Annotated in this window: 24 protein-coding genes and 1 tRNA gene; 15 read left to right on the top strand and 10 right to left on the bottom strand. The window is 63.4% G+C overall.

From position 1 onward, the window contains the following. Window positions 1-13 precede the first annotated feature (13 nt). Together PAA8504_RS02675 and PAA8504_RS02670 are read right to left on the bottom strand one after the other, a co-directional pair. A complete protein-coding gene (locus tag PAA8504_RS02675; protein ID WP_108892589.1) occupies window positions 14-616 on the bottom strand; it encodes a YitT family protein in 603 nt (200 codons plus the stop codon). A gap of 153 nt (window positions 617-769) precedes the next feature. Next, entirely contained in the window at window positions 770-1,981 is a 1,212-nt protein-coding gene (locus tag PAA8504_RS02670) for an NADP-dependent isocitrate dehydrogenase (protein WP_108892588.1), read from the bottom strand. Between the two features lie 142 nt (window positions 1,982-2,123). Here PAA8504_RS02670 and PAA8504_RS02665 point away from each other — a divergent pair, with 142 nt between their 5' ends. Both PAA8504_RS02665 and wrbA read left to right on the top strand, forming a co-directional pair. Beyond that, window positions 2,124-2,282, top strand: a complete 159-nt coding sequence (locus PAA8504_RS02665; RefSeq protein ID WP_108892587.1) for a YqaE/Pmp3 family membrane protein — start codon at window positions 2,124-2,126, stop codon at window positions 2,280-2,282. Between the two features lie 89 nt (window positions 2,283-2,371). Further along, complete coding sequence (gene wrbA, locus PAA8504_RS02660) at window positions 2,372-2,965, top strand: NAD(P)H:quinone oxidoreductase type IV (RefSeq protein WP_108892586.1); 594 nt, start codon at window positions 2,372-2,374, stop codon at window positions 2,963-2,965. A gap of 40 nt (window positions 2,966-3,005) precedes the next feature. Here wrbA and gst read toward each other — a convergent pair whose 3' ends face one another. The 3 genes from gst to PAA8504_RS02645 are packed head-to-tail and all read right to left on the bottom strand — an operon-like array spanning window position 3,006 to window position 5,000. Next, a complete protein-coding gene (gst, locus tag PAA8504_RS02655) occupies window positions 3,006-3,698 on the bottom strand; it encodes a glutathione transferase, Atu5508 family (protein WP_108892585.1) in 693 nt (230 codons plus the stop codon). Between the two features lie 11 nt (window positions 3,699-3,709). Further along, window positions 3,710-4,342, bottom strand: a complete 633-nt coding sequence (locus PAA8504_RS02650; protein WP_108892584.1) for a glutathione S-transferase family protein — start codon at window positions 4,340-4,342, stop codon at window positions 3,710-3,712. A 4-nt stretch (window positions 4,343-4,346) separates the two neighbouring features. After that, window positions 4,347-5,000, bottom strand: a complete 654-nt coding sequence (locus PAA8504_RS02645) for an alpha/beta hydrolase (protein WP_108892583.1) — start codon at window positions 4,998-5,000, stop codon at window positions 4,347-4,349. Window positions 5,001-5,166: 166 nt separating this feature from the next. Between PAA8504_RS02645 and iscR the strand changes: the two genes are divergently transcribed. The 11 genes from iscR to PAA8504_RS02590 all read left to right on the top strand — a co-directional run bounded on the left by iscR (window position 5,167) and on the right by PAA8504_RS02590 (window position 13,676). Beyond that, the gene (gene iscR, locus PAA8504_RS02640) at window positions 5,167-5,628 is read left to right on the top strand and encodes a Fe-S cluster assembly transcriptional regulator IscR (protein WP_108892582.1); all 462 of its coding nucleotides are present in this window, start codon (window positions 5,167-5,169) and stop codon (window positions 5,626-5,628) included. A gap of 9 nt (window positions 5,629-5,637) precedes the next feature. Further along, window positions 5,638-6,687: a cysteine desulfurase family protein gene (locus tag PAA8504_RS02635; RefSeq protein ID WP_108892581.1), complete on the top strand. Its 1,050-nt coding sequence runs from the start codon at window positions 5,638-5,640 to the stop codon at window positions 6,685-6,687. Window positions 6,688-6,702: 15 nt separating this feature from the next. Further along, entirely contained in the window at window positions 6,703-8,265 is a 1,563-nt protein-coding gene (gene sufB, locus PAA8504_RS02630; RefSeq protein ID WP_108892580.1) for a Fe-S cluster assembly protein SufB, read from the top strand. A gap of 1 nt (window position 8,266) precedes the next feature. After that, entirely contained in the window at window positions 8,267-8,473 is a 207-nt protein-coding gene (locus tag PAA8504_RS02625) for a hypothetical protein (protein ID WP_108892579.1), read from the top strand. 20 nt (window positions 8,474-8,493) lie between these two features. After that, window positions 8,494-8,814, top strand: a complete 321-nt coding sequence (locus tag PAA8504_RS02620) for a heavy metal-binding domain-containing protein (RefSeq protein WP_108892815.1) — start codon at window positions 8,494-8,496, stop codon at window positions 8,812-8,814. A gap of 26 nt (window positions 8,815-8,840) precedes the next feature. After that, window positions 8,841-9,596 (top strand): Fe-S cluster assembly ATPase SufC, encoded by a 756-nt coding sequence (gene sufC, locus PAA8504_RS02615; RefSeq protein ID WP_108892578.1) that lies wholly within the window; start codon window positions 8,841-8,843, stop codon window positions 9,594-9,596. Then, entirely contained in the window at window positions 9,596-10,894 is a 1,299-nt protein-coding gene (locus tag PAA8504_RS02610) for a SufB/SufD family protein (RefSeq protein WP_108892814.1), read from the top strand. Before sufC ends, PAA8504_RS02610 begins: the two co-directional genes overlap by 1 nt. After that, window positions 10,833-11,378: a YIP1 family protein gene (locus PAA8504_RS02605; RefSeq protein WP_306419514.1), complete on the top strand. Its 546-nt coding sequence runs from the start codon at window positions 10,833-10,835 to the stop codon at window positions 11,376-11,378. The genes PAA8504_RS02610 and PAA8504_RS02605 overlap by 62 nt, the downstream gene beginning before the upstream one ends. Further along, on the top strand, window positions 11,375-11,968 hold the full coding sequence (locus PAA8504_RS02600; RefSeq protein WP_108892576.1) for a Yip1 family protein: 594 nt from the start codon (window positions 11,375-11,377) through the stop codon (window positions 11,966-11,968). The genes PAA8504_RS02605 and PAA8504_RS02600 overlap by 4 nt, the downstream gene beginning before the upstream one ends. Window positions 11,969-11,980: 12 nt before the next feature. After that, a complete protein-coding gene (locus tag PAA8504_RS02595; protein ID WP_108892575.1) occupies window positions 11,981-13,201 on the top strand; it encodes a cysteine desulfurase in 1,221 nt (406 codons plus the stop codon). Window positions 13,202-13,599: 398 nt separating this feature from the next. Then, window positions 13,600-13,676, top strand: a tRNA-Arg gene (locus PAA8504_RS02590). A 363-nt stretch (window positions 13,677-14,039) separates the two neighbouring features. Here PAA8504_RS02590 and PAA8504_RS02585 read toward each other — a convergent pair. The 4 genes from PAA8504_RS02585 to PAA8504_RS02570 form a co-directional block, all read right to left on the bottom strand. Beyond that, window positions 14,040-15,263 carry a response regulator gene (locus PAA8504_RS02585; protein WP_181375668.1) on the bottom strand — a complete coding sequence of 408 codons (1,224 nt, stop codon included), beginning with the start codon at window positions 15,261-15,263 and terminating at the stop codon, window positions 14,040-14,042. After that, window positions 15,175-16,080, bottom strand: a complete 906-nt coding sequence (locus PAA8504_RS02580; RefSeq protein ID WP_108892573.1) for a histidine kinase dimerization/phospho-acceptor domain-containing protein — start codon at window positions 16,078-16,080, stop codon at window positions 15,175-15,177. Before PAA8504_RS02580 ends, PAA8504_RS02585 begins: the two co-directional genes overlap by 89 nt. 132 nt (window positions 16,081-16,212) lie before the next feature. Next, window positions 16,213-16,647, bottom strand: a complete 435-nt coding sequence (locus tag PAA8504_RS02575) for a type 2 periplasmic-binding domain-containing protein (RefSeq protein WP_108892572.1) — start codon at window positions 16,645-16,647, stop codon at window positions 16,213-16,215. Next, complete coding sequence (locus tag PAA8504_RS02570; RefSeq protein ID WP_108892571.1) at window positions 16,637-16,876, bottom strand: hypothetical protein; 240 nt, start codon at window positions 16,874-16,876, stop codon at window positions 16,637-16,639. Before PAA8504_RS02570 ends, PAA8504_RS02575 begins: the two co-directional genes overlap by 11 nt. Before the next feature lie 453 nt (window positions 16,877-17,329). Here PAA8504_RS02570 and PAA8504_RS02565 point away from each other — a divergent pair, with 453 nt between their 5' ends. Continuing rightward, entirely contained in the window at window positions 17,330-18,709 is a 1,380-nt protein-coding gene (locus tag PAA8504_RS02565) for a sensor histidine kinase (protein ID WP_108892570.1), read from the top strand. Further along, window positions 18,706-19,128: a response regulator gene (locus PAA8504_RS02560; protein WP_108892569.1), complete on the top strand. Its 423-nt coding sequence runs from the start codon at window positions 18,706-18,708 to the stop codon at window positions 19,126-19,128. The genes PAA8504_RS02565 and PAA8504_RS02560 overlap by 4 nt, the downstream gene beginning before the upstream one ends. A gap of 1,159 nt (window positions 19,129-20,287) precedes the next feature. Here the strand turns inward: PAA8504_RS02560 and PAA8504_RS02550 are convergent. After that, the gene (locus PAA8504_RS02550; protein ID WP_108892567.1) at window positions 20,288-20,707 is read right to left on the bottom strand and encodes a hypothetical protein; all 420 of its coding nucleotides are present in this window, start codon (window positions 20,705-20,707) and stop codon (window positions 20,288-20,290) included. Window positions 20,708-20,728: the final 21 nt, after the last annotated feature.

Below are 20,728 nucleotides of genomic sequence, written 5' to 3'. Positions count from 1 at the left end.
CTCAGGTCCCCTCTCAGGTCGCCACGTATCGGTCGCGGCGGTGGTTGATCGCGATGACCAGGTTCAACACGACTGCCCCCAGAAGCGACCAGACGATGACCGACAGCGGAAAGATGAACGCCGCGGCGGAAAACAGGCACAGGTCGAACAGAAGCTGGACATGGCCCGCCCGGAACGCGGTCCGATCCTGCACCATCAACGCGACGACCCCGATCCCACCCAGACTGCCGCCATGCCGGAACAGCGCCAGAAGCCCCATCCCAGTCAACGCCCCGAAGATCAGTGCGCCCAGTGCCGGGTTCAGCCGCTCGATCGCGAAGCCCATGGGCAAAATCTCGGTCAGGACCGACAGGATAGTCACCGACAGAAGGCTCTTGGCGGTGAAGACAGGGCCCAGGCGCTTCCAGGCCAGCCAGTAGAAGGGCAGGTTCACCACGAAGAACACAGCCCCGAAGGACCACCCCGACAGGTACGAGATCACGACGGCCAGCCCCGCAGTCTGACCGGTGATCAGTCCCAGAAACGTCAGGACCTGCAGCCCGATGGCGCAGCAGAACGTGCCGAAGGCGATGCCCTGCGCATCGTCCAGAAAGGTGTGATTGGCTGTCTCGCTCATGTCCCGCTCCATGCACCGCGCGGCCCGAACGCTCAAGCCCCATGGCGGGCCCGAACGCGAAACGGCGCCCCGATCCCGGGACGCCGCTTCTTCATCCTTGCTGAAATACCCCGGGGGAGGTCGCCCGGATGGGCGGCCGGGGGCAGCGCCCCCTTATGACAGCGCCTGCTGCAAGTTCGCCTCGACCTTGTCGAGAAACCCGGTCGTGGTCAGCCATTTCTGGTCCGGGCCGACCAGCAGCGCCAGATCCTTGGTCATGTGGCCCGATTCCACGGTGTCCACGACGACCTTTTCCAGCGTGTCGGCGAACTCGGCCAGCTTGGCATTGTCGTCCAGCTTGGCGCGGTGGCGCAGGCCGCCGGTCCATGCGAAGATCGACGCGATCGAGTTCGTCGAGGTCTGCTCGCCCTTTTGGTGCTGGCGGAAGTGGCGTGTCACGGTGCCGTGCGCGGCCTCGGATTCCACGATCTTCCCGTCCGGCGTCATCAGGCGGCTTGTCATCAGGCCAAGGCTGCCGAAGCCTTGCGCCACGGTGTCGGACTGCACGTCGCCGTCATAGTTCTTGCACGCCCAGACATAGCCGCCCGACCACTTCATCGAGGCCGCGACCATGTCGTCGATCAGGCGGTGCTCGTAGGTCAGACCGGCTTCCTTGAACTTGTCGGCGAACTCGGCGTCGAAGACTTCCTGGAACAGGATCATGAAGCGGCCGTCATAGGTCTTCAGGATCGTGTTCTTGGTCGACAGGTAGACCGGGTATCCGCGGTTCAGGCCGTAGTTGAACGAGGCCCGCGCGAAGTCGCGGATCGAATCGTCCAGGTTGTACATGCCCATGAACACGCCCGAGGACGGGGCCTTGAACACCTCTTCCTCGATCTCGGTGCCGTCTTCGCCCACGAATTTCATCGTCAGCGTGCCGGGCCCGGGGAACTTCATGTCCGTCGCGCGGTACTGGTCGCCATATGCGTGGCGGCCGATGATGATCGGCTTGGTCCACCCCGGGACAAGCCGCGGTACGTTGCTGCAGATGATCGGCTCGCGGAAGACAACGCCGCCCAGGATGTTGCGGATCGTCCCGTTCGGGGACCGCCACATCTTCTTCAGGCCGAACTCCTCGACGCGGGCCTCGTCGGGCGTGATCGTGGCGCATTTAACTCCGCAGCCGACTTCCTTGATTTTCTCGGCCGCGTCGACCGTGATCTGGTCGTCGGTGCGGTCCCGCTCTTCCATGCCGAGGTCGTAATACAGCAGATCGATGTCCAGGTAGGGCAGGATCAGCTTTTGCTTGATGAAGTCCCAGATGATGCGGGTCATCTCGTCGCCGTCGAGCTCGACGACCGGGTTGTCGACCTTGATCTTCGCCATGTGTGCCTCGTCAGATGGATTTGCGGTTGGTGCGCGTCATAGACGAAGGCGGGCCTCGTGAAAAGGGTATACAACGGAATACCGTTCGCATGCCGTGGAACGAATGGCAGGCGCGCGCGTCAGTGGGGAAAGGAGACCCCCCATGGATATCATCCGCATCATCATCGCCATCTTCATCCCGCCGCTTGGCGTGTTCCTTCAGGAAGGGCTGGGCAAGCACTTCTGGATCAACGTCATCCTGACGATCCTGGGCTACATCCCCGGCATCGTCCACGCGCTATGGATCATCATCAAGCGATAGCGCACAGATCCTCTCTAACGGTGCGCAATCGACAGAACGCGCATCACGTCTCATCTGGGGGCCGAAGGAAACTAACCGGAGCCCCCGAGATGAGCACGCCGAAGATCACCGTCCTGTTCTATTCAACCTACGGCACGAACCACGCCGTGGCCCTTGAAGCCGCCCGCGCGGCCGAGGAGGCCGGCGCCGAGGTCCGCCTGCGCCGCGCAGCCGAAACCGCACCCAAAGAGGTCGTAGAGGGACAGGATGCCTGGAAGCAGCAGCTTCAGACGATGGACGACATCCCCGTGGCCACGCCCGACGATATGGTTTGGGCCGACGGCTACTTCCTGTCCTCGCCCACCCGGTATGGAGTCGTGGCCAGCCAGATGCGCGCCTTCATCGACACGCTGGGCCCGATCTGGCAAGAGGGCAAGCTGGCGAACAAGACCTTCACCGCGACCACCAGCGCCTCGACCCTGCATGGCGGGCACGAGACGACGCTGACCTCGCTTTATGTAACGGCGACGCATTGGGGCGCGATCCTGGTGCCGCCGGGCTATGCCGACCCCGTCAAGTTCGAGGATGGCGGCAACCCCTATGGCTGGTCCGGCGTCGCTGGCGAACTGGACGACGTCGCCAAACGCTCCATCGCCTACCAAGCACGGCGCCTTGTCGAAGTGACGACGAAACTGGTCGCCTGAGCCGGAGAAGCAGATTTTCAATCCGAAAATCTGTCTTCGCTCAGTCCCCCAGAACGCGGCGGAGAGAGGCTTCGATCTCTCCGCCGCACCATTGATCCCCGTATTCGGCGGCTGCCCAGTCGCGCAGTTTTGCCTGTTCAGGCCGCGCCGCGATCCGGTCGCACAGATCGGCAATCCGGGGAGCCGCATCCTCAAGGACCGGACGCAGCGAAGGCAGCTTGTCGGTCATCGTGCCCCACAATGAATAAGTCGCCAGATCAGCCAGCCCCGGCGTGTCGCCGTCCAGCATGTAATCCCGCCCCTCGGTCCGGGCCAGATGCGTCTGGAAGATCCGCATCCACCGCCGCAGGCGTGGCTGGAACTCCGACCACGCCGCGTCAGTCCACATCTGGGCGCCGTTGTAGCGGGTCATCTCGTACAGCACGTCGTTCGCATCCAGAACGATCTTGTCGCTCAGCGCATCCCGCGCCGGATCGCCGGGGTAGAGGCCATAGCGCTGGCCCAGAAAGCCCAGGATCGCCGGCATCTGCGACAGGCTGAGCCCGCTGGCCCGGTCGGTCAGGACCGGCGGCCCCATATGCGCCACCGGCTGCTCCTCGGGCGCGGCCTGCCGAAGGTCCGCGACCGCATCGACGGCCGCTTCGGACCAGCTGGCACCGACATGCGCCAGGACGATCCGGACGAAATGGCCCCGCGCCGGCAGCGGCCAGTAGTAGAGTGCGAAATCGGTCATGGCATGCCCCTTCAAGCGTAGGCGTAAGGTCCGCCGCGCTCCAGCGCGGCCTGGAACGCAGGGCGGGCATGGATCCGGTCCAGCCAGTCGATCGTGGCCGGGCGCGACCGATCAAGCCCGCCGCGGCTTGTCGCGGCTTCCAGCGGGAAGCTCATCATCACGTCGGCCGCGCTGATCTCCTCGCCCGCGAACCAGGATCGCTGTGCAAGCTCACCCTCGACGAAGTCCAGATGCACGTCGATCATCGGCTGAATTCGCTTCATCGCCAGACGCCCCATCAGCGGCACCTTCGACATTGCCAGTTTCAGCAGAAGCGGCGGCATCATCGACCCTTCGGCGTAATGCATCCAGAAGCGCCAGCGCAGCCCGTCCTCGTCATCCATCGGCGCGCCGAACGCCCCACCTGCGCGGTCCACGAGGTACGACAGGATCGCCGCGGTTTCGGCCACGACCAGCCCGGTCTCGGAATCCTCGATGACCGGCGACTTGCCCAGCGGGTGGACCTGCTTCAGCTCCGGCGGGGCCAGCATCGTCTTCGGGTTCCGCTCGTAGCGGCGCACCTCGTAGGTCTCGCCCAGTTCCTCCAGCATCCACAACACGCGTTGCGAGCGAGAGTTCTCCAGGTGGTGAACGGTGATCGTCATCAGATCAGCGTGTGGATTCGGTCAGGCGGCGCTTCACGTAGTCCTGCACCATGCCGATCATCGGCTCCATGTGCGGGTCCTCGAAGAAGTGGCCCGCGCCCTCAAGCTCTTCGTGGGTGATGGTGATGCCCTTCTGCTCGTGCAGCTTCTTGACCAGGCTGTGCGTGTCCTTGGGCGGCGCCACGCGGTCGGCGGTGCCGTTGACCACCAGGCCCGAAGACGGGCAGGGCGCCAGGAACGAGAAGTCGTACATATTGGCCGGGGGCGAGACGCTGATGAAGCCCGTGATCTCGGGGCGGCGCATCAGAAGCTGCATCCCTATCCACGCGCCGAAGCTGAACCCCGCGACCCAGCAATGCTTGGCGTTGGGGTTCATCGACTGGAGGTAATCCAGCGCCGAGGCCGCGTCCGAAAGCTCGCCCACGCCCTGGTCGTATTCGCCTTGGCTGCGGCCGACGCCACGGAAGTTGAAGCGCAGGACCGTGAAGCCCAGGCTGTGGAAGGCATAGTGCAGGTTGTAGACCACCCGGTTGTTCATCGTTCCGCCGAACTGCGGATGCGGATGCAGGACGATGGCGATGGGCGCATCGTGCTTGCGCTGGGGGTGGTAGCGGCCTTCCAGTCGGCCTTCGGGGCCGGGAAAGATCACCTCGGGCATATGGGGCGCTCCGTTCTAGCAAGGAAGGCCGGGGGTCCGGTCAATGTTGACGCCATTGATCGGAAACCTTAGAACCTTTCTAAATTCATGCGGACGCGGGGTCCGCAATCGACGCATGCAGGTAGCTGCAGGGCGGACTATCGTCAATGGCCGGGGGCGCGCTGGAATGAAGCTGAGCACGAAGGGACGCTATGCCATGGTCGCGCTGACCGATCTTGCCCTGCAAGGTGGCGATGGACTGGTCTCTCTGGGCGAGCTGTCGAAGCGGCAGAACGTGTCGCTGGCGTATCTTGAACAACTGTTCGTCAAGCTGCGGCGCGCCGGACTGGTCGAATCGGTCCGCGGCCCCGGCGGCGGATACCGCCTGGCCAAGCCGACATCGGAGATCCGCGTCTCGGACGTGCTGGAAGCGGTGGACGAGACCGTGTCGGCGATGGAGACCGGGGCAGGGGCCAAGGGCGGCCTGTCAGGTACCCGCGCGCAATCGTTGAACAACCGCCTGTGGGAGGGGTTGTCGGCCCATGTCTATGTCTTCCTCCACCAGACCCGGCTTTCGGACATCGTCGGCAATGCGCTGGTCCCCTGTCCGGCCGTGCCCGCGCTGTTCCAGGTCGTGGACGAGGCCTGAGATCACCCGATGAGCCGGACGCGAACATATCTCGATTGGAACGCCACGGCGCCGATGCGGCCCGAGGCGCGCGCGGCCATGGTCGAAGCGCTTGACGTGACGGGCAACCCGTCCTCGATCCATGCCGAAGGGCGCGCGGCCCGTGCGCTTGTCGAAGCCGCCCGGGCGCAGGTCGCCACGGCGGCCGGGGCATCGGCGGCCGACGTCGTGTTCGTCTCGGGCGCAACCGAGGCCGCGGCACTGACCTGCGCGGGGCGGGACCTGAGCTGCGCCCCGGTCGAGCATGAGGCCGTGCTGGCCTGGTGCGACCCGTCGCTGCCCGTCGACGGGCAGGGCCGCGTCACCGTGACCGACCCCGCCCGCACCGCGCTTCAGGCGGCCAATTCGGAAACCGGCGTGGTCCAGGCCCTGCCCGAAGGGCTGGCCGTCGTCGACGCCACGCAGGCGTTCGGCAAGCTTCCCTTCGCTTTCGATTGGACCGGGGCGGACTTGGCCTTCGTCTCGGCCCACAAGATCGGCGGACCCAAAGGGGTTGGCGCGGTGTTCCTGCGACGGGGCCTCGACATCGCCGCCCGCACCAAGGGCGGCGGGCAGGAGATGGGGCGCCGCGCGGGGACCGAGAACGTGGCCGCGATCGCGGGCTTCGGTGCCGCGGCCGCGGCGGCTGCGTCCGACCTGGACGCCGGGGTGTGGAACGACGTCGCGGCGCGGCGCGACAGATTGGAATCCGCGTTGATGGATGGCGACGGCGATCTTATCTGCATGGGCAAGGACGCGACCCGCCTTCCCAATACCAGCCTGATCGTCAGCCCCGGCTGGAAGGGCGAGACGCAGGTGATGCAGATGGACCTTAAGGGCTTCGCGGTCTCGGCCGGGTCGGCCTGTTCGTCGGGCAAGCTGCGCGGGTCGGGGACATTGGCGGCGATGGGGATCGACCCTGATGTCGCGGGATGCGCGATCCGCATCTCCCTCGGGCCGGACACGACAGAAGATGATCTGGGCCGCTTCGCCGAGGCGTGGCTGGCCCAACGGAACAAGCACCGGGCGCGCGCCGCCTGAGCAAGGAGAACTCGGATGACCGATCAGACCGTTCTGGACTCGCAAGTGAAGGAAGGTGTCGACCAGGAAACCGTCGACGCCGTCAAGCAACTCTCGGGGGCCTACAAGCATGGCTGGAATACCGAGATCGAGATGGACTTCGCCCCCAAGGGGCTGACCGAGGACATCGTGCGCCTGATCTCGGAACGCAACGAAGAGCCTGAGTGGATGCTCGAGTTCCGTCTGGACGCGTTCCGCCGCTGGCAGCAGATGGCCGAGCCGGACTGGTCCATGCTGAAATACGCGCCCGTGGATTACCAGGAGCAGTATTACTACGCCAAGCCGTCTTCGATGAAAGAGAAGCCCAAGTCGCTGGACGAGGTCGATCCCAAGTTGTTGGAGACCTATGAAAAGCTGGGTATTCCGCTGAAGGAGCAGATGATCCTGGCCGGTGTCGAAGGCGCCGAGGGCAAGACCCCTGCGGAATCGAAGGATATCGACGATGACGCAAGCGGCGGGCGCAAGGTTGCTGTGGACGCGGTGTTCGACAGCGTCAGCGTCGGCACGACCTTCAAGAAGGAGCTTGCGCAGGCGGGCGTCATCTTCTGTTCGATCTCCGAAGCGGTGCGCGAGCACCCCGATCTGGTGAAGAAATACCTCGCCAGCGTCGTGCCGGTGCAGGACAACTACTTCGCGACGCTGAACGCGGCCGTGTTCTCGGACGGGTCGTTCGTCTACATTCCCAAGGGCACGCGGTGTCCGATGGAGCTGTCGACCTATTTCCGCATCAACGCCGCCGATACCGGCCAGTTCGAGCGCACGCTGATCATCGCCGACGAAGGCTCTTACGTCAGCTACCTCGAAGGCTGCACGGCGCCCATGCGCGACACCAACCAGTTGCACGCTGCGGTGGTCGAGATCGTCGCGCTCGACGATGCCGAGGTGAAGTATTCCACCGTGCAGAATTGGTATCCGGGCGACGAGAACGGGAAGGGCGGCATCTACAACTTCGTCACCAAGCGTGCCGATTGCCGGGGCGACCGGTCGAAGGTGTCGTGGACGCAGGTCGAGACCGGGTCCGCGCTGACGTGGAAGTACCCGTCCTGCATCCTGCGCGGCGACGAAAGCCAGGGCGAGTTTTATTCGATCGCCATCACCAACAACTGGCAGCAGGCCGATACCGGCACCAAGATGATCCACCTTGGGAAAAACACCCGGTCGCGGATTGTGTCGAAGGGGATCAGCGCGGGCCATGCGCAGAACACCTATCGCGGGCTGGTGTCGATGCACCCCAAGGCCAGGAACAGCCGCAACTATACCCAGTGCGACAGCCTTTTGATCGGCGACCAGTGCGGGGCCCACACGGTTCCCTATATCGAGGTCAAGAACAACAGCAGCCGGGTCGAGCACGAGGCGACGACGTCGAAGGTGGATGACGACCAGATGTTCTATTGCCAACAGCGCGGCATGGACGAGGAAGAAGCGGTCGCGCTGATCGTCAACGGCTTCTGCAAGGAGGTCCTGCAGGCGCTGCCGATGGAATTCGCGATGGAAGCGCAGCAGCTGGTCGCGATCAGCCTCGAAGGTTCGGTGGGCTGAATTGGGTGAACTGGACCCCATCAGGGCGCCGGAAAAGGCGCGGTTCTTCGTCACCCTGACGGTCGGCGTCGCGGTGGTCATGGGCCTGATCGCAAGCTTGGCGTGGTGGCTGCAAAGCCCCATGCCCCGCGTTCTGATTGTTCTGGCCGTGTCGGCCGCCATCGGATGGGTCGCCGGGCGGCTCATGTTCAAACGGAGACGGAAATGAGCATCTGGTCGAAATCGGACATGATCATCACCACCACCCCCGGTATTGAGGGGCGCAGGATCACCGAATACCGCGGCATCGTCGTGGGCGAGGCCATCCTGGGCGCGAACGTCTTTCGCGACTTCTTCGCCGGGATCACTGACGTGCTGGGCGGCCGTTCGGGGTCGTACGAAAAATCGCTGAACGAGGCGCGCGAGACCGCGCTGAAGGAACTGGAAGATCGGGCGCGGGACGCGGGCGCGAATGCCGTCGTGGGTGTCGATCTGGATTACGAGGTCATCGGGAAGGAAGGGTCCATGCTGATGGTCTCGGCCTCCGGAACGGCCGTCACGGTCGATTGACCGATACAGAATGCAAGGAAGAAAAGATGCTTGAGATCAAGAACCTGCACTGCAAACTTGAGGAAGAGGATAAAGCGATCCTCAAGGGCGTAGACCTGACGGTCGAGGCCGGCAAGGTGCATGCCATCATGGGCCCGAACGGGTCGGGCAAGTCGACCCTGTCCTATGTCCTGTCGGGCCGCGACGGCTATGAGGTCACCGACGGATCGGCCACATTGCTGGGCGAGGATATCCTGGGCATGGAAGTCGAGGAACGCGCCGCCGCTGGCATGTTCCTGGCGTTCCAGTACCCGGTCGAAATCCCCGGCGTCGGCAACATGACCTTCATGCGCACAGCCGTGAACGCCCAACGCAAGGCCCGCGGTCAGGAGGAGATGTCCTCGGCCGATTTCCTCAAGGAAGTGCGGGCCAAGGCGAAGGATCTTCAGATCGACGCCGACATGCTGAAGCGGCCCGTGAACGTGGGCTTCTCGGGCGGTGAGAAGAAGCGCAACGAGATCCTGCAGATGGCCATGCTGGAACCCAAGATGTGCATTATGGACGAGACCGATTCCGGCCTTGACGTGGATGCGATGAAGCTGGTGGCCGACGGCGTGAACGCGCTGCGCAGCCCGGATCGCGGGTTCCTTGTGATCACGCACTACCAGCGGCTTCTGGACCACATCAAACCGGACGTCGTGCACATCATGTATGACGGTCGCATCGTGAAGACCGGCGGCCCCGAGCTGGCCCTCGAGGTCGAGAAGAACGGCTATGCGGACATCATGAAGGAGAGCGCATGATGGCCTTGCCGCAAGTCAAGCAGGACGCCACCGACGCGCGGCTGTCGACGCTCAGCCTGCCGGTGCAGGACGGCTGGACCCGGTCTGCGCGCGCCGATGCGCTGTCGCGGCTGACGGCCCGGGGCCTGCCGGCCGCGCGCGACGAATACTGGCGCTTCACCCGGCCGACCGACCTGAACGCGACCGAGGTGCCGGGCGCGGCGCCCATGGACGAAAGCGACGAGGCCCCGATATTCGATGGGATCGACGCACTGACGCTGGTCTTCCGCGACGGTGTGTTCGACGCCGACGCCTCGGACGATCTGAGGCTCGAAGGGGTCGAGATCTCGCGCCTTGCCTCGGTTCAGGGCGCGGATATCCACTGGGCCAAGGACCTTTACGGCACGCTGGAGGCCAAGGGGCAGGATCCCGTCTGGCGTCCCTTCGCGGCGCTGAACACCGCCTTCGCCGCTGACGGCGTGCTGATCCACGCCACCGGCACCGGAACGCGGCCGATCTGCATCCGCTACGTACATGAGAAGTCCGATAGCGACCCGATCCTGCACCACGTCGTGAAGGTGGACGAAGGCGCCGCGGTCACACTGCTGGAAGCCGGGGCCCCGGGCGCGCGGTTCAATACCGTGCTTGAGGCGGATGTGGCCGACACGGGCACGTTCCACCACGTTCGCGCGCAGGGCCGCAACCGCGAGCGTCGTGCCAATACCCACACCTTCGGCCGTTTGGGTCGCGAGAGCGTGCTGAAATCCTTTACGCTTTCGCTGAACGGCGCGCTGACCCGCAACGAGCATATCGTGGAATTCACCGGCGACAATGCCGTGGCCCATGTTGCGGGCGCCGCCATTGGGGACGGTCGGATTGCCCCGTTCCACCATGACGACACGGTGTTCGTGACTCATGACGCGGTAAATTGCGAATCGCGGCAGGTCTTCAAGAAGGTGCTGAAGAACGGTGCCGTGGGAGTGTTCCAAGGCAAGATCCTGGTCAAGCCCGGCGCGCAGAAGACCGACGGTTATCAGATCAGCCAGGCGCTGTTGCTGGACGACGACAGCCAGTTCCTCGCCAAGCCCGAGCTTGAGATCTATGCCGACGACGTGGCTTGCTCGCACGGGTCCACGACCGGCTCGATCGACGAGGACATGCTGTTCTACCTCAAGGCTCGCGGTGTGCCGCATCGGCGCGCGATGGACCTTCTTGTCCTGGCGTTCCTGGCGGAATCCCTGCACGAGATCGAGAGCGATGACATCGCTGAAAGCCTGCGCACGCGGCTGGAAAACTGGCTCGACCGGCACGCGGACTGACGTGGCACTGGCAAGGGATATCGTGGCGTCCTACCGGAGGCCGGGCGACGTTGTCCGACGCCGCCTGGGCAGCAGCGAGCGGGCCGAGGCGCGTGCGCTGATCACGGTGTTCCTGGCGTGCTTCCTGATCTTCGTCGCGCAGTGGCCGCGGCTGTCGCGGGACTCGTTTCTGACGGGGCAAGAGCTGCAACCCATGCTGGGCGGCGCGCTTCTGGCTTGGATATTCATCGTTCCGCTGGCCCTTTACGGGTTGGCGGGACTGACGCATTTCGTCGCCCGCCGCATCGGCGGGCACGCCACCTATACCGAGGCGCGGATGGCCCTGTTCTGGGCGCTTCTGGCCGCGTCCCCCTTGTGGCTTCTGTGGGGGCTGGTGGCCGGGTTCGTCGGACCCGGGCCGGCTCTCGACGTCGTGGGGATTGTGGCGCTTCTGGCGTTCCTCGGCGTCTGGGCGGGCGGTCTTTATTCTGTGGAGCGCGGATGAGCGATCTGTCTTTCGGCACCCTTTTGCGCCTTGCGGGCGAAACCGTGCGCGATCCGCGTGTGACTTTCGCGCGGCTGCGCAACCTCGACCTGCCGCAGGGCGCCCTGTGGGAAGCGCTGGTTCTGGTCGTCGTCGTCTCGGTTCTTATGGCCGAGCTTGGCAACATGCTGCTTCTGGCGACGATCCCCGAGGGGACCGACGCACCGCAATTCCTCAGTCCCTTCGTCTTCGGCGCGCTGCAATTCGTGATCCTTGCCGTATCGGTCATTCTGATCGACCGCGTCGGCCGCGCCATGGGCGGCGAGGGGCGGGTCGAGGACGCGCTTCTGGCCGTCGTCTGGCTTCAGTTCATCATGATCTGCCTTCAGGTCGTCCAATCAGCGTTCCTGTTCATCCTGCCGGGTGTCGCCGGGCTGATCCTGATCGCCGGGATCGGTCTGTTTCTTTACCTGCTGACGGCCTTCGTGGCCGAGCTGCACGGCTTTGCCTCGATGGGCCGGGTCTTCGGCATGATCCTTGTCGTGCTGGTGGGTGTGGCACTCGGTCTCTCTTTCATTCTGACCCTCACCGGGGTCACGGTGCCCCGGTAAGGAGGACCCCCCATGTTCGATATCGACGCGGTCCGGAAGGACTTTCCGATCCTGTCGCGCGAGGTGAATGGCAAGCCGCTGGTCTATCTCGACAGCGGCGCCTCGGCCCAGAAACCGCAGGTCGTGCTGGACACCATCCAGCGCGCCTATGCCGAGGACTATTCCAACGTCCACCGGGGCTTGCACACCTTGTCCACCATCTCGACCGAGAATTACGAGGCGGTGCGCGGCAAGATCGCCGATTTCCTGGGGGCGGCGTCCGAGGCGTCGATCGTGATGAACACCGGCACGACCGAGGGGATCAACACCGTCGCCTATGGCTGGGCCATGCCGCGGATGGAGGCCGGCGACGAGATCGTCCTGTCGGTCATGGAGCATCACGCCAACATCGTGCCCTGGCATTTCCTGCGCGAGCGGATGGGCGTCAAGCTGGTCTGGGTCGAGCCCGAGGCCGACGGATCGCTGCCGGCGGAAAAGGTGCTGGAGGCCGTGACCGACCGCACCCGCCTGATCGCGGTGACGCATATGTCGAACGTGCTGGGCACCGTGGTGGACGTGAAGGCGATCACCTCGGGGGCGCATGCAAAGGGCGTGCCTGTGCTGGTCGATGGCAGCCAGGGCGCGGTTCACATGAAGGTGGACGTGGCCGATATCGGCTGCGATTTCTACGCGATCACGGGCCACAAGCTCTATGGGCCGAGCGGTTCCGGCGCGATCTACATCCGTCCCGAGCGCATGGCCGAGATGCGTCCCTTCATGGGCGGCGGCGATATGATCCGCGAGGTTCACCGCGACGAGATCACCTATAACGACGCGCCAATGAAGTTTGAGGCCGGCACCCCCGGCATCGTCGCCCAGATCGGGCTGGGCGCGGCGCTCGACTGGATGACGGGCGTCGGGATGGACAGCATCGCTGCGCACGAGGTGTCCTTGCGCGACTATGCGCGCGAAAGGCTGTTCGGCCTGAACTGGCTGAACGTGCAGGGCGACGCGCCGGGCAAGGGGGCGATCTTTTCTTTCACGCTGGAAGGGGCGGCGCATGCGCATGACATCTCGACGGTGCTCGACAAGAAGGGCGTTGCGGTGCGGGCGGGCCATCACTGCGCGGGGCCTTTGATGGACCATTTGGGGGTAACGGCTACGTGCCGCGCGTCCTTCGCGGTCTACAACACGCGGTCCGAGGTCGACACACTTGTCGACGCTTTGGAGCTCTGCCACGAGCTGTTCGCCTGAAGCCGCGCCGGAAATTTTCGATCCGAAAATTTCCCACGCTGAAGGTCCCGCGCGCCGCTGTCCGGCGCCGGGCGATCCCGTGCAGTCTGGTCTGATGCTACGAAGGGGGCGGCGCCGCCCGGTCGCGAGTCTGGGACGGGGCGTCACCCCCGGCCGTCGATTTCACCGGTGAAACCCGTGATCAGGACTGCCCGATTGCCAGGCCGGACGGCCCCTCCCGATTTCGCTGGTCTTCCTGTGTGCGCCGGGCGGGTTTATCCGGGCTTCGGTAAAAATCGCGTTGGCCCGGCGCGCGCACGGACGGCGGACACCCGGGGAAAGGTGGCGCCCCCTTTGATCTGGCCTTTTCACCGGGGAAAGGATCGTGTAGGCACGGCGCACGTTGTCAAAACGTGCACGCACCCATAGCTCAGCTGGATAGAGCGTCGCCCTCCGAAGGCGAAGGCCTCAGGTTCGAATCCTGATGGGTGCGCCACAATCCTCTCAAGCTGCCATTTTCCCGTCGCTTCGCGCGCGGATTGTACCAGCTGTCCCGCTCCCCCGAGGGCCTGACGCCCATAGTTCGCGGTATTCCTGATCCGTTTTGCCGTTGGCCGGTCCTTCCCTTGGACGCCTCGTTCACATGATACCAGGCCGGGGCTCTGTTTGTCGTCCGAATACAGACGGGTTGGATACCCCAGCGATACGCGCCGTCGGACGGCTCGTCGGCGACATCTTCCGGGAGGAGGGCGAAACTCTCGTCCAGAAGTTCGGCCATCGGTCGCAGACGCGCGAACCGCCATTCCGAGGTTCGAGTGGAAACCTGAAGGCGTTACTGTCGCCCACCGCAGAGCGGGAGCTATGCCGGGTCGGGGGTACTCTCCGGACCTTCCATCTTTCCAAGAAGGTGCTTAAAATCCACTAGCCTGAAGGGCTTTGAAAGATATTCCTCCATGCCCGCTTCAAGGCAGACGTCCCGATCCCCGGGCATCGCATGGGCGGTAAGGCCTACGATGAATGCGCGGTCGCACGTTTCGTCTTCCCAAGCCCGGATCGCCCGGGTGGCATCCAGCCCGTTCATTTGCGGCATCGAGACGTCCATAAGGATCATGCGCGGTCGACTGTTTCGGACGTACTCTACCGCCTCCGCGCCATTTTTGGCCATTGCAGCTGCCAAGCCCATCTTGTGCAGAAATGCTCGGGCCAGTTGCCTGCTCGTCGCACTGTCGTCCACCACGAGGACGGGCGGTTGCCCTTCAGCCGCAGTCGGGACCGCGGTCGTCGTTTTTTCGGCACTATCTACGGGGTGTATCTGCGGGTCACGGCTTTGATCCAGCCTCAGAGATCGAACGATCTCGGCGAGCAACTCGTCCGCGACGACGGGTTTTGCCACGGTCGACCACGGGGTCGAATGCTGCCTCTCGTCAGACGGGAAATGTCGCAGCGAGCATATCGAGATCACCGGAAGCCCCGATGACTCCGCCCGTGCCCGCAGGGTTTCGGCCGAGCCTGCGTTGGCCGATCCGGGGTCATCGATTAGAAGAAGATCGTACCAGTCCTCCGGCTCCGACGCCTGGGCCAGACCTGCCATGATTTCAGAGAAGTATCCCTGCACCTTTACAACCAATCCCCAGGCTTCGAGCATCTCGGTCAGGATCGATTGCCGGGTCGACGCGTCACTGATCAGGAGAACCCGGCGACCGACGATCCCGGTATATGGCAAGGCTGTATCGGCGCGACGCACGGCCGATCCTGCGGGCCCGAGATTCAGTGCAAACCAGAAGACAGAGCCTTCTCCCAGTTTGGATTCCGCGTAAATCCGGCCGCCCATGGCTTCGACCAGGGCCTTGCTGATCGCAAGCCCAAGCCCGGTTCCTTCCTGGCTGCGGGAGTACGAGCTATCCAATTGCGTGAGTTTGTCGAAGATCGTCGCCAGCGCCTCGTCCGGAAGACCCACGCCGGTATCACGCACCGAAACGCGGAGCCCAATGCCATCACCCGCAGCCTGCGCGTCGCGGGAGAGATCCAGCAAGACTTCCCCTTCCGGGGTGAACTTGATGGCGTTCGTCGTCAAATTCAGCACGATCTGGCGCAATCGGCAGGGATCGCCGCGTAGCATCAGGGGGAGGTTGGGATACGACACGTATCATCAGCTCGACCCCTTTCTCGCGGGCAAAGGGTCCAAGCAGCCTGCCAACCTCGTCCGCGATCCGTCCCAGGTCGAACTCTTCATCGGCAAGGCGCAGGTGGCCGGCATCGACCCGGGAGAAGTCGAGAATGTCGTTGATGATTGCGAGCAACGAGGTGCCGGAGGATCGGATCGTTTCCATGAAAACCTTCTGATCGGGCGTCAGGCGCGTGTCCTGCAGCAATTCGACCATGCCCAGAATACCGTTCATCGGGGTTCGGATTTCGTGGTTCATGACCGAAAGAAATTCGGTTTTCGCGAGGTCTACAGATTTTGCCTCCTCCGCCTTCGACTTGAGGTTGGCAATTGTCGAATCCAGGATTTCGACCGGGCGGACGGAAAGGAATTCATACGCCGCGGCTCCTATCGCCAAGAATATCAGCCACATCACCCCCGGCCCTCCGACCATGGGCAGCGCATCCGAGGAGGCGCAGGTTTGGGCGACGCTGGTATTCTGTAGCCGGACGGGATGACACACCGTCATGGCAACCGGGCCGACAATCTCATGGGACCGCGCGATCGTTCCCGTGTCGTCTTCGAGGGTGAAAGCGACCGCAACTTCGTGCCGTCCTTCACCCTCCAGAAGGCCTTCCAGGCGCTCGGTCTGATACTGCCAGAATCCCGGGGTACTGTAGATGTGTCCGGCGATCGTGCCAGCTGCCCTTGAGGCGTCGTCATGGCGTTCCCAGTAGACATTGAGAACGATTATCACCGAGATCCCGGGCGGGCACGACGAGACCCATCAGGATCATGATAGCGCGTCCGAGCCAACGAACGATCCGACGAATCTGGTTTTGATCGTCCAGAATGGCCGAACCCGGGCGCACTTCGATCGCCATGAAGGCTACTTGACGACCAGTGCGCCGAGTTCCTCCGCCTTACCGATTCCGGGCGGGGAGAACAAATAATCGACATATGCGGCGACGTCGGCGGCCGCATCGGGCCGGTGAACGACGTAGAACGTCTTCACATAGGGATACTCTGCGCTTCGGATCGTCTGTGGCGAAGGCAGCACACCATCGATGCTGACCGGGCGCAGATCGCGGCCTTCACTGATCATCTGAAGCAAAGTCCCGGTTGTCACGGAATTGGGCAGCTTTTCTGCCAGATCCGCATTGTCCTGATCGGTCTGGGCGAGAGGAACGCCCGGCACGGAACGCGCGGCCTCGTAGGCGGCTTCGAAACCATCGAAGCTTGCCTTGGCAAAAGCCTGATCGCTGTCGGCCTCTGCTCTCAGGATAACCCGGACCGGCTGGTCGCCGAACAGGTCATTCGGCATTATGGGGATTCTCGTAAAGCTCCCAGACGCGTGAACTTGGTATATCGACCGGTTCTTTGCGGGACGTGAAGAGGGCGAAGGCTGTGTTCGGCAAGGGGCGCGCGACAAGCCCGGCATCTTTCTCGGCCAGCTTCAGGGGGCGACCGGGAATCGACACGTCGAGCGCTCCGGCGATCACCGCCCGGTTCGCGCCGCTGCTTCCCAGGCCTTCCACGACCTCGACCGCCATCGACCCACCCACGGAATCTGAGATAGGCGAGGGATCCGCCCGTTCCGCCAACCTTCACCGGCTCGGCGGCGGCGGAATGCGTGCAGCCAAGAATGACCGCAGCGATCGCTGGAACCAGGTGCCAAATTTTCCGGGACATCGTGCGAGAACCCTGTCTGCTTGCTCGCAACGAACCCTACGCCCCAAAAGTTAAGCCTATGCAAAGGGTATCTATTGGGCCGTGAGGGGTTAACAGCGCCCGAGTTTCGGCCTGTATCGCCGTCCGCGGTAATTGTGCTCAGGGAAGCCGGTCGCTTGGGCGGCGTGCTGGACCGGCAATGTCTCAGCGGTCTACCCACGGGGCGCGTGATGGTCCGCGCGGGCCGCTTTTCAACTTTTAAAGCTATGTTCACACTTTGCCGATCTAACGGTCGATGGGGCTTTCGGCTCCCTGTGGTACGGGATTGGCCTTAGATGAAGCTTAGCAGGCTCATAGGATTCATAGCTTTTGCCGTGTTGATCGCGGCGACGGCGCTATGGCTCTTCTACATCCTCGCCGAACGCAGCGTGGTGCGCGATGCCGAACGGCAGTCCATCGCCTGGGCCGAATATGCCGTCCACCGAATCCCACGGATCGAGGAACTGGCCCAGGGGGCCGCCCCCGACGCGGATGATTTGCGCGCCATTGCCGAGATGGAGACCTTCGGACAGGTCTTCCTGTTCAAGCTTTTTGGACCCGAAGGCGCCCAGCGTTTCGTCTCGGACAATCCGGTTTCCCCCGAGGCCGACCGTCGAAACCATAGTGATACCGCGGCCGCCGTAATCGAGACGCTGACACCGGATAGCCGCGTCAAGGACGGCTCGGAAAGGCCGGATCGGCCCGATCTCTATAGCGAAACGTATCTGCCCGTTCACAAGGACGGCCGTGTCATCGGGGCCGTCGAAGTGTATCTCGACCAGACCGAGGCGCTGGCCGCGACGCGACGGGATTTCGCCGTGTTCGGCCTCAGCATCCTGACCCTGATCATCCTTGGTGTCGCATCTCCGATTGTCGCCCTGATCATCGTTCATCGCCGCCTGAGACATCAGAACCTCGAACTTGAGATCGAGAGAGAGCGGGCCGTGTCTGCCGATGCGGCCAAGACCGAGTTTCTCGCCAATGTCAGCCACGAACTGCGGACCCCACTGAACGGCATCGTCGGCTTGGCTGAACTGCTGGAAGACCAGGAACTCGACGACGACGGACGTGAACTACTGAGCGTTCTGCAATCGTCGGGTTGCGAGTTGATGACCCTGGTGAACTCGCTTCTGGACATGACCCGGATCGAAAGCGGCGAGGCGCGTCTGGACCGTCGGCCATTCTGCCCGGCCTCCGTTCTGCACGAGTCTGCGGTTCTTCTCGAACCCGAGGTTCAGCGCAAGGGCCTGGTCCTTGATGTGGAAGCTATCTCGTCGTCGATGCCCAAGGTCCTGGGTGACGAATACGCATTTCGACAGGTCTGTCTGAACCTGCTCGGAAATGCCGTGAAATTCACCCAGGCTGGTGAGGTACGCGCCTCGCTCGACCTCGTGCCGGATGTCGGGCGGTCGCTGCTTCTCCTCCGGGTGCGCGATACCGGGATCGGCATCGTCGACGCGGATCACGACCGGATTTTCGATCGCTTCGTCCGAACGCGCGAGGGCCTGAATATCGGGGCTGCCGGCACCGGTCTGGGTCTTTCGATCGTCCGGTCCATCGTCGAGATGATGGAAGGTCAGATCCAGCTGGAAAGCACTCCGGGCAAGGGAACGGTCTTTACCGTCCGCATTCCGACCGAAATTGCGGCCGACTGCGCCGAAAGACTGGTGGCATGACCCGGACGGGACCAAGAACCGAACGGAGGTATGAGAGGACCCACATCATCGTCGCGGACGACAGCAAAAGCAATCTTTTGGTCCTGGAAGCGATGCTGAAGAAGATGGGGTTGTGCCCCGCAACTGCTGTGGACGGGATCGAGGCGGTCGCGCTGGCCGAGATCGATGTTCCGCGGCTCATCCTGATGGATATCAACATGCCCCGCATGAACGGCATCGAAGCCGCAATCACCATACGCGCACGTCACCCGAACGTTCGGATCCCGATCGTCGCCGTCACGGCCTATCCCGACAGCCGGCACCAGGGCGACTACGCGCTGGCCGAGTTCGACTCGCTCATTGCCAAGCCGGTGAACATGACCACGTTAAAGCGCGTCGTGACCGACTACCTGGGAGACGCGACTGCAGCACTCGGATAGCGAGATGCGGGTCTACAGTGTCGCAGGTCCAGAAAAGGCATCTCTGGCGATGGACCCGATCGCAGAACCTTGCGTCTTTGCGATAGGTCGGTCCGAGATGTAAGACCGGCCGCCTCGGCCATGAGGTCACCGCGCCACGCAGCTCGTGCAGTTCTGTGAGAAATGCAGCGTCGAAATACCGGGTTCAAAGTGCGACGAGGGAGTGCAGAGGTTGGGCAAAGCGCGTGCCTTCGCTCGAGTACACTATCGTGGAGGTTTGGGACCGCGTCCTTCTGGTACCATGGAAGACCAAGCGGCGGGATATGCGAAAAGGGGTTGACGGCTGGTCTTGATCAGGCGGTTGTTCGATTACGCATTAAGGTTGCGAATAAAGAGGCTGGCCCCGATATCGCCGCGGACGCAATCAAGAGTTTCGAAGAGCAGCCTGCCGGCGACGCTTGGGCCCAAAATTGCGGAGAAAGCCGTCAGGTATATAGCTTTCGGGCCAATATCGTGGCTCTCCTACCGAATGTCATCGAATCCACGTCGAAAGTATAGGGAAAGCCGATGGTCAGCACCGGAAGGAACCCTGGGGTGTACTGCGCCCCGCCCTGCAAACACCGACAGCTATCGCGGTTTGCTAGGGGACATTTGGGATTACACACGAAATGGGCGCTAATCGAACAGCGTATGCCGCGGGGACTTGAGGAGACTCAGAAACTGACCCTGGCTGATCCCTTGGGCTTCGTTCCCGCTCTCGGCGAACGATCGGCCGTGACCATGCCTCGGGCCATGGCGTTTCAGGGCCGCCGGGTCGATGAACCCCGGTTCGCCCAGTCCTCAGCGGTGACGACGCCTGAGCTGCGAAGCACGGTGGATGAATAGAGGCATCGGTAGGGGTGCCGCTGTCATGCTTGCCAGACGGTGCGACCGGAATGTCGCGCACTTCAGAGATACGCAGGCGGTGGAAGATACCCGGGCGAAGGCGCCGCGCCGGGCATAGGGGATTGAGTCCGTCGAAATGGGACCCGGTCAGCCGTCCCGTCGGGCTAGTAAGAGCTTGAAGTCGGCTCCGCGGTTGTTGCGGACGATGCACTCAGACGTGTGGTCGTCCGATGCGCCCCGGGTTCGGCCACGCTCATAGGTTGAGTAAAACGGAACGATACTTGGGGGGATCGTCTTACGTGTGTCGAGCCCGCGTGCCCTCGAACTCGCCTTCAAATTCCTGGTTCTGATAGCGGTAGTGGCTCAGCGGGATCAGCGAGGTCGCGCTGAGGTCCAAGCCGTTGGCGGCGATCCCGTCGCGTTCAAGTTCCACCACACTGTGCAGCGTCTGGTCTAGCCCCTTGATGACGTTGGCACCCCAAAAGCGGGGCTGAGTCGTCGTCGCGGCGCTAGTCGGAAGCCTTAGGGCGGGCCTGCGTTCCGCACGGAACCACGACTTTTTGCCCCAAGCTTCCATTAACGCGACGCCATGCACCGAGCCGCGGCCACCAAACACCGCGAGGGCGAAGTCGCGCGGGTCGCGTCCGCGGTTCACCGACGCCAGCTTAGGCGCGTTGATCCTGTGCGAGCTGGCAATGCGAATGATGCCGGGCAACCTCGACCGATGAGACGCCCA

Source organism: Palleronia abyssalis, from assembly GCF_900302445.1.
In the GTDB taxonomy this organism is placed as follows: Bacteria; Pseudomonadota; Alphaproteobacteria; order Rhodobacterales; family Rhodobacteraceae; genus Palleronia; species Palleronia abyssalis.
Note: the sequence above shows the minus strand (reverse complement) of the source record. Positions and strands in the feature narration are given on the sequence as shown.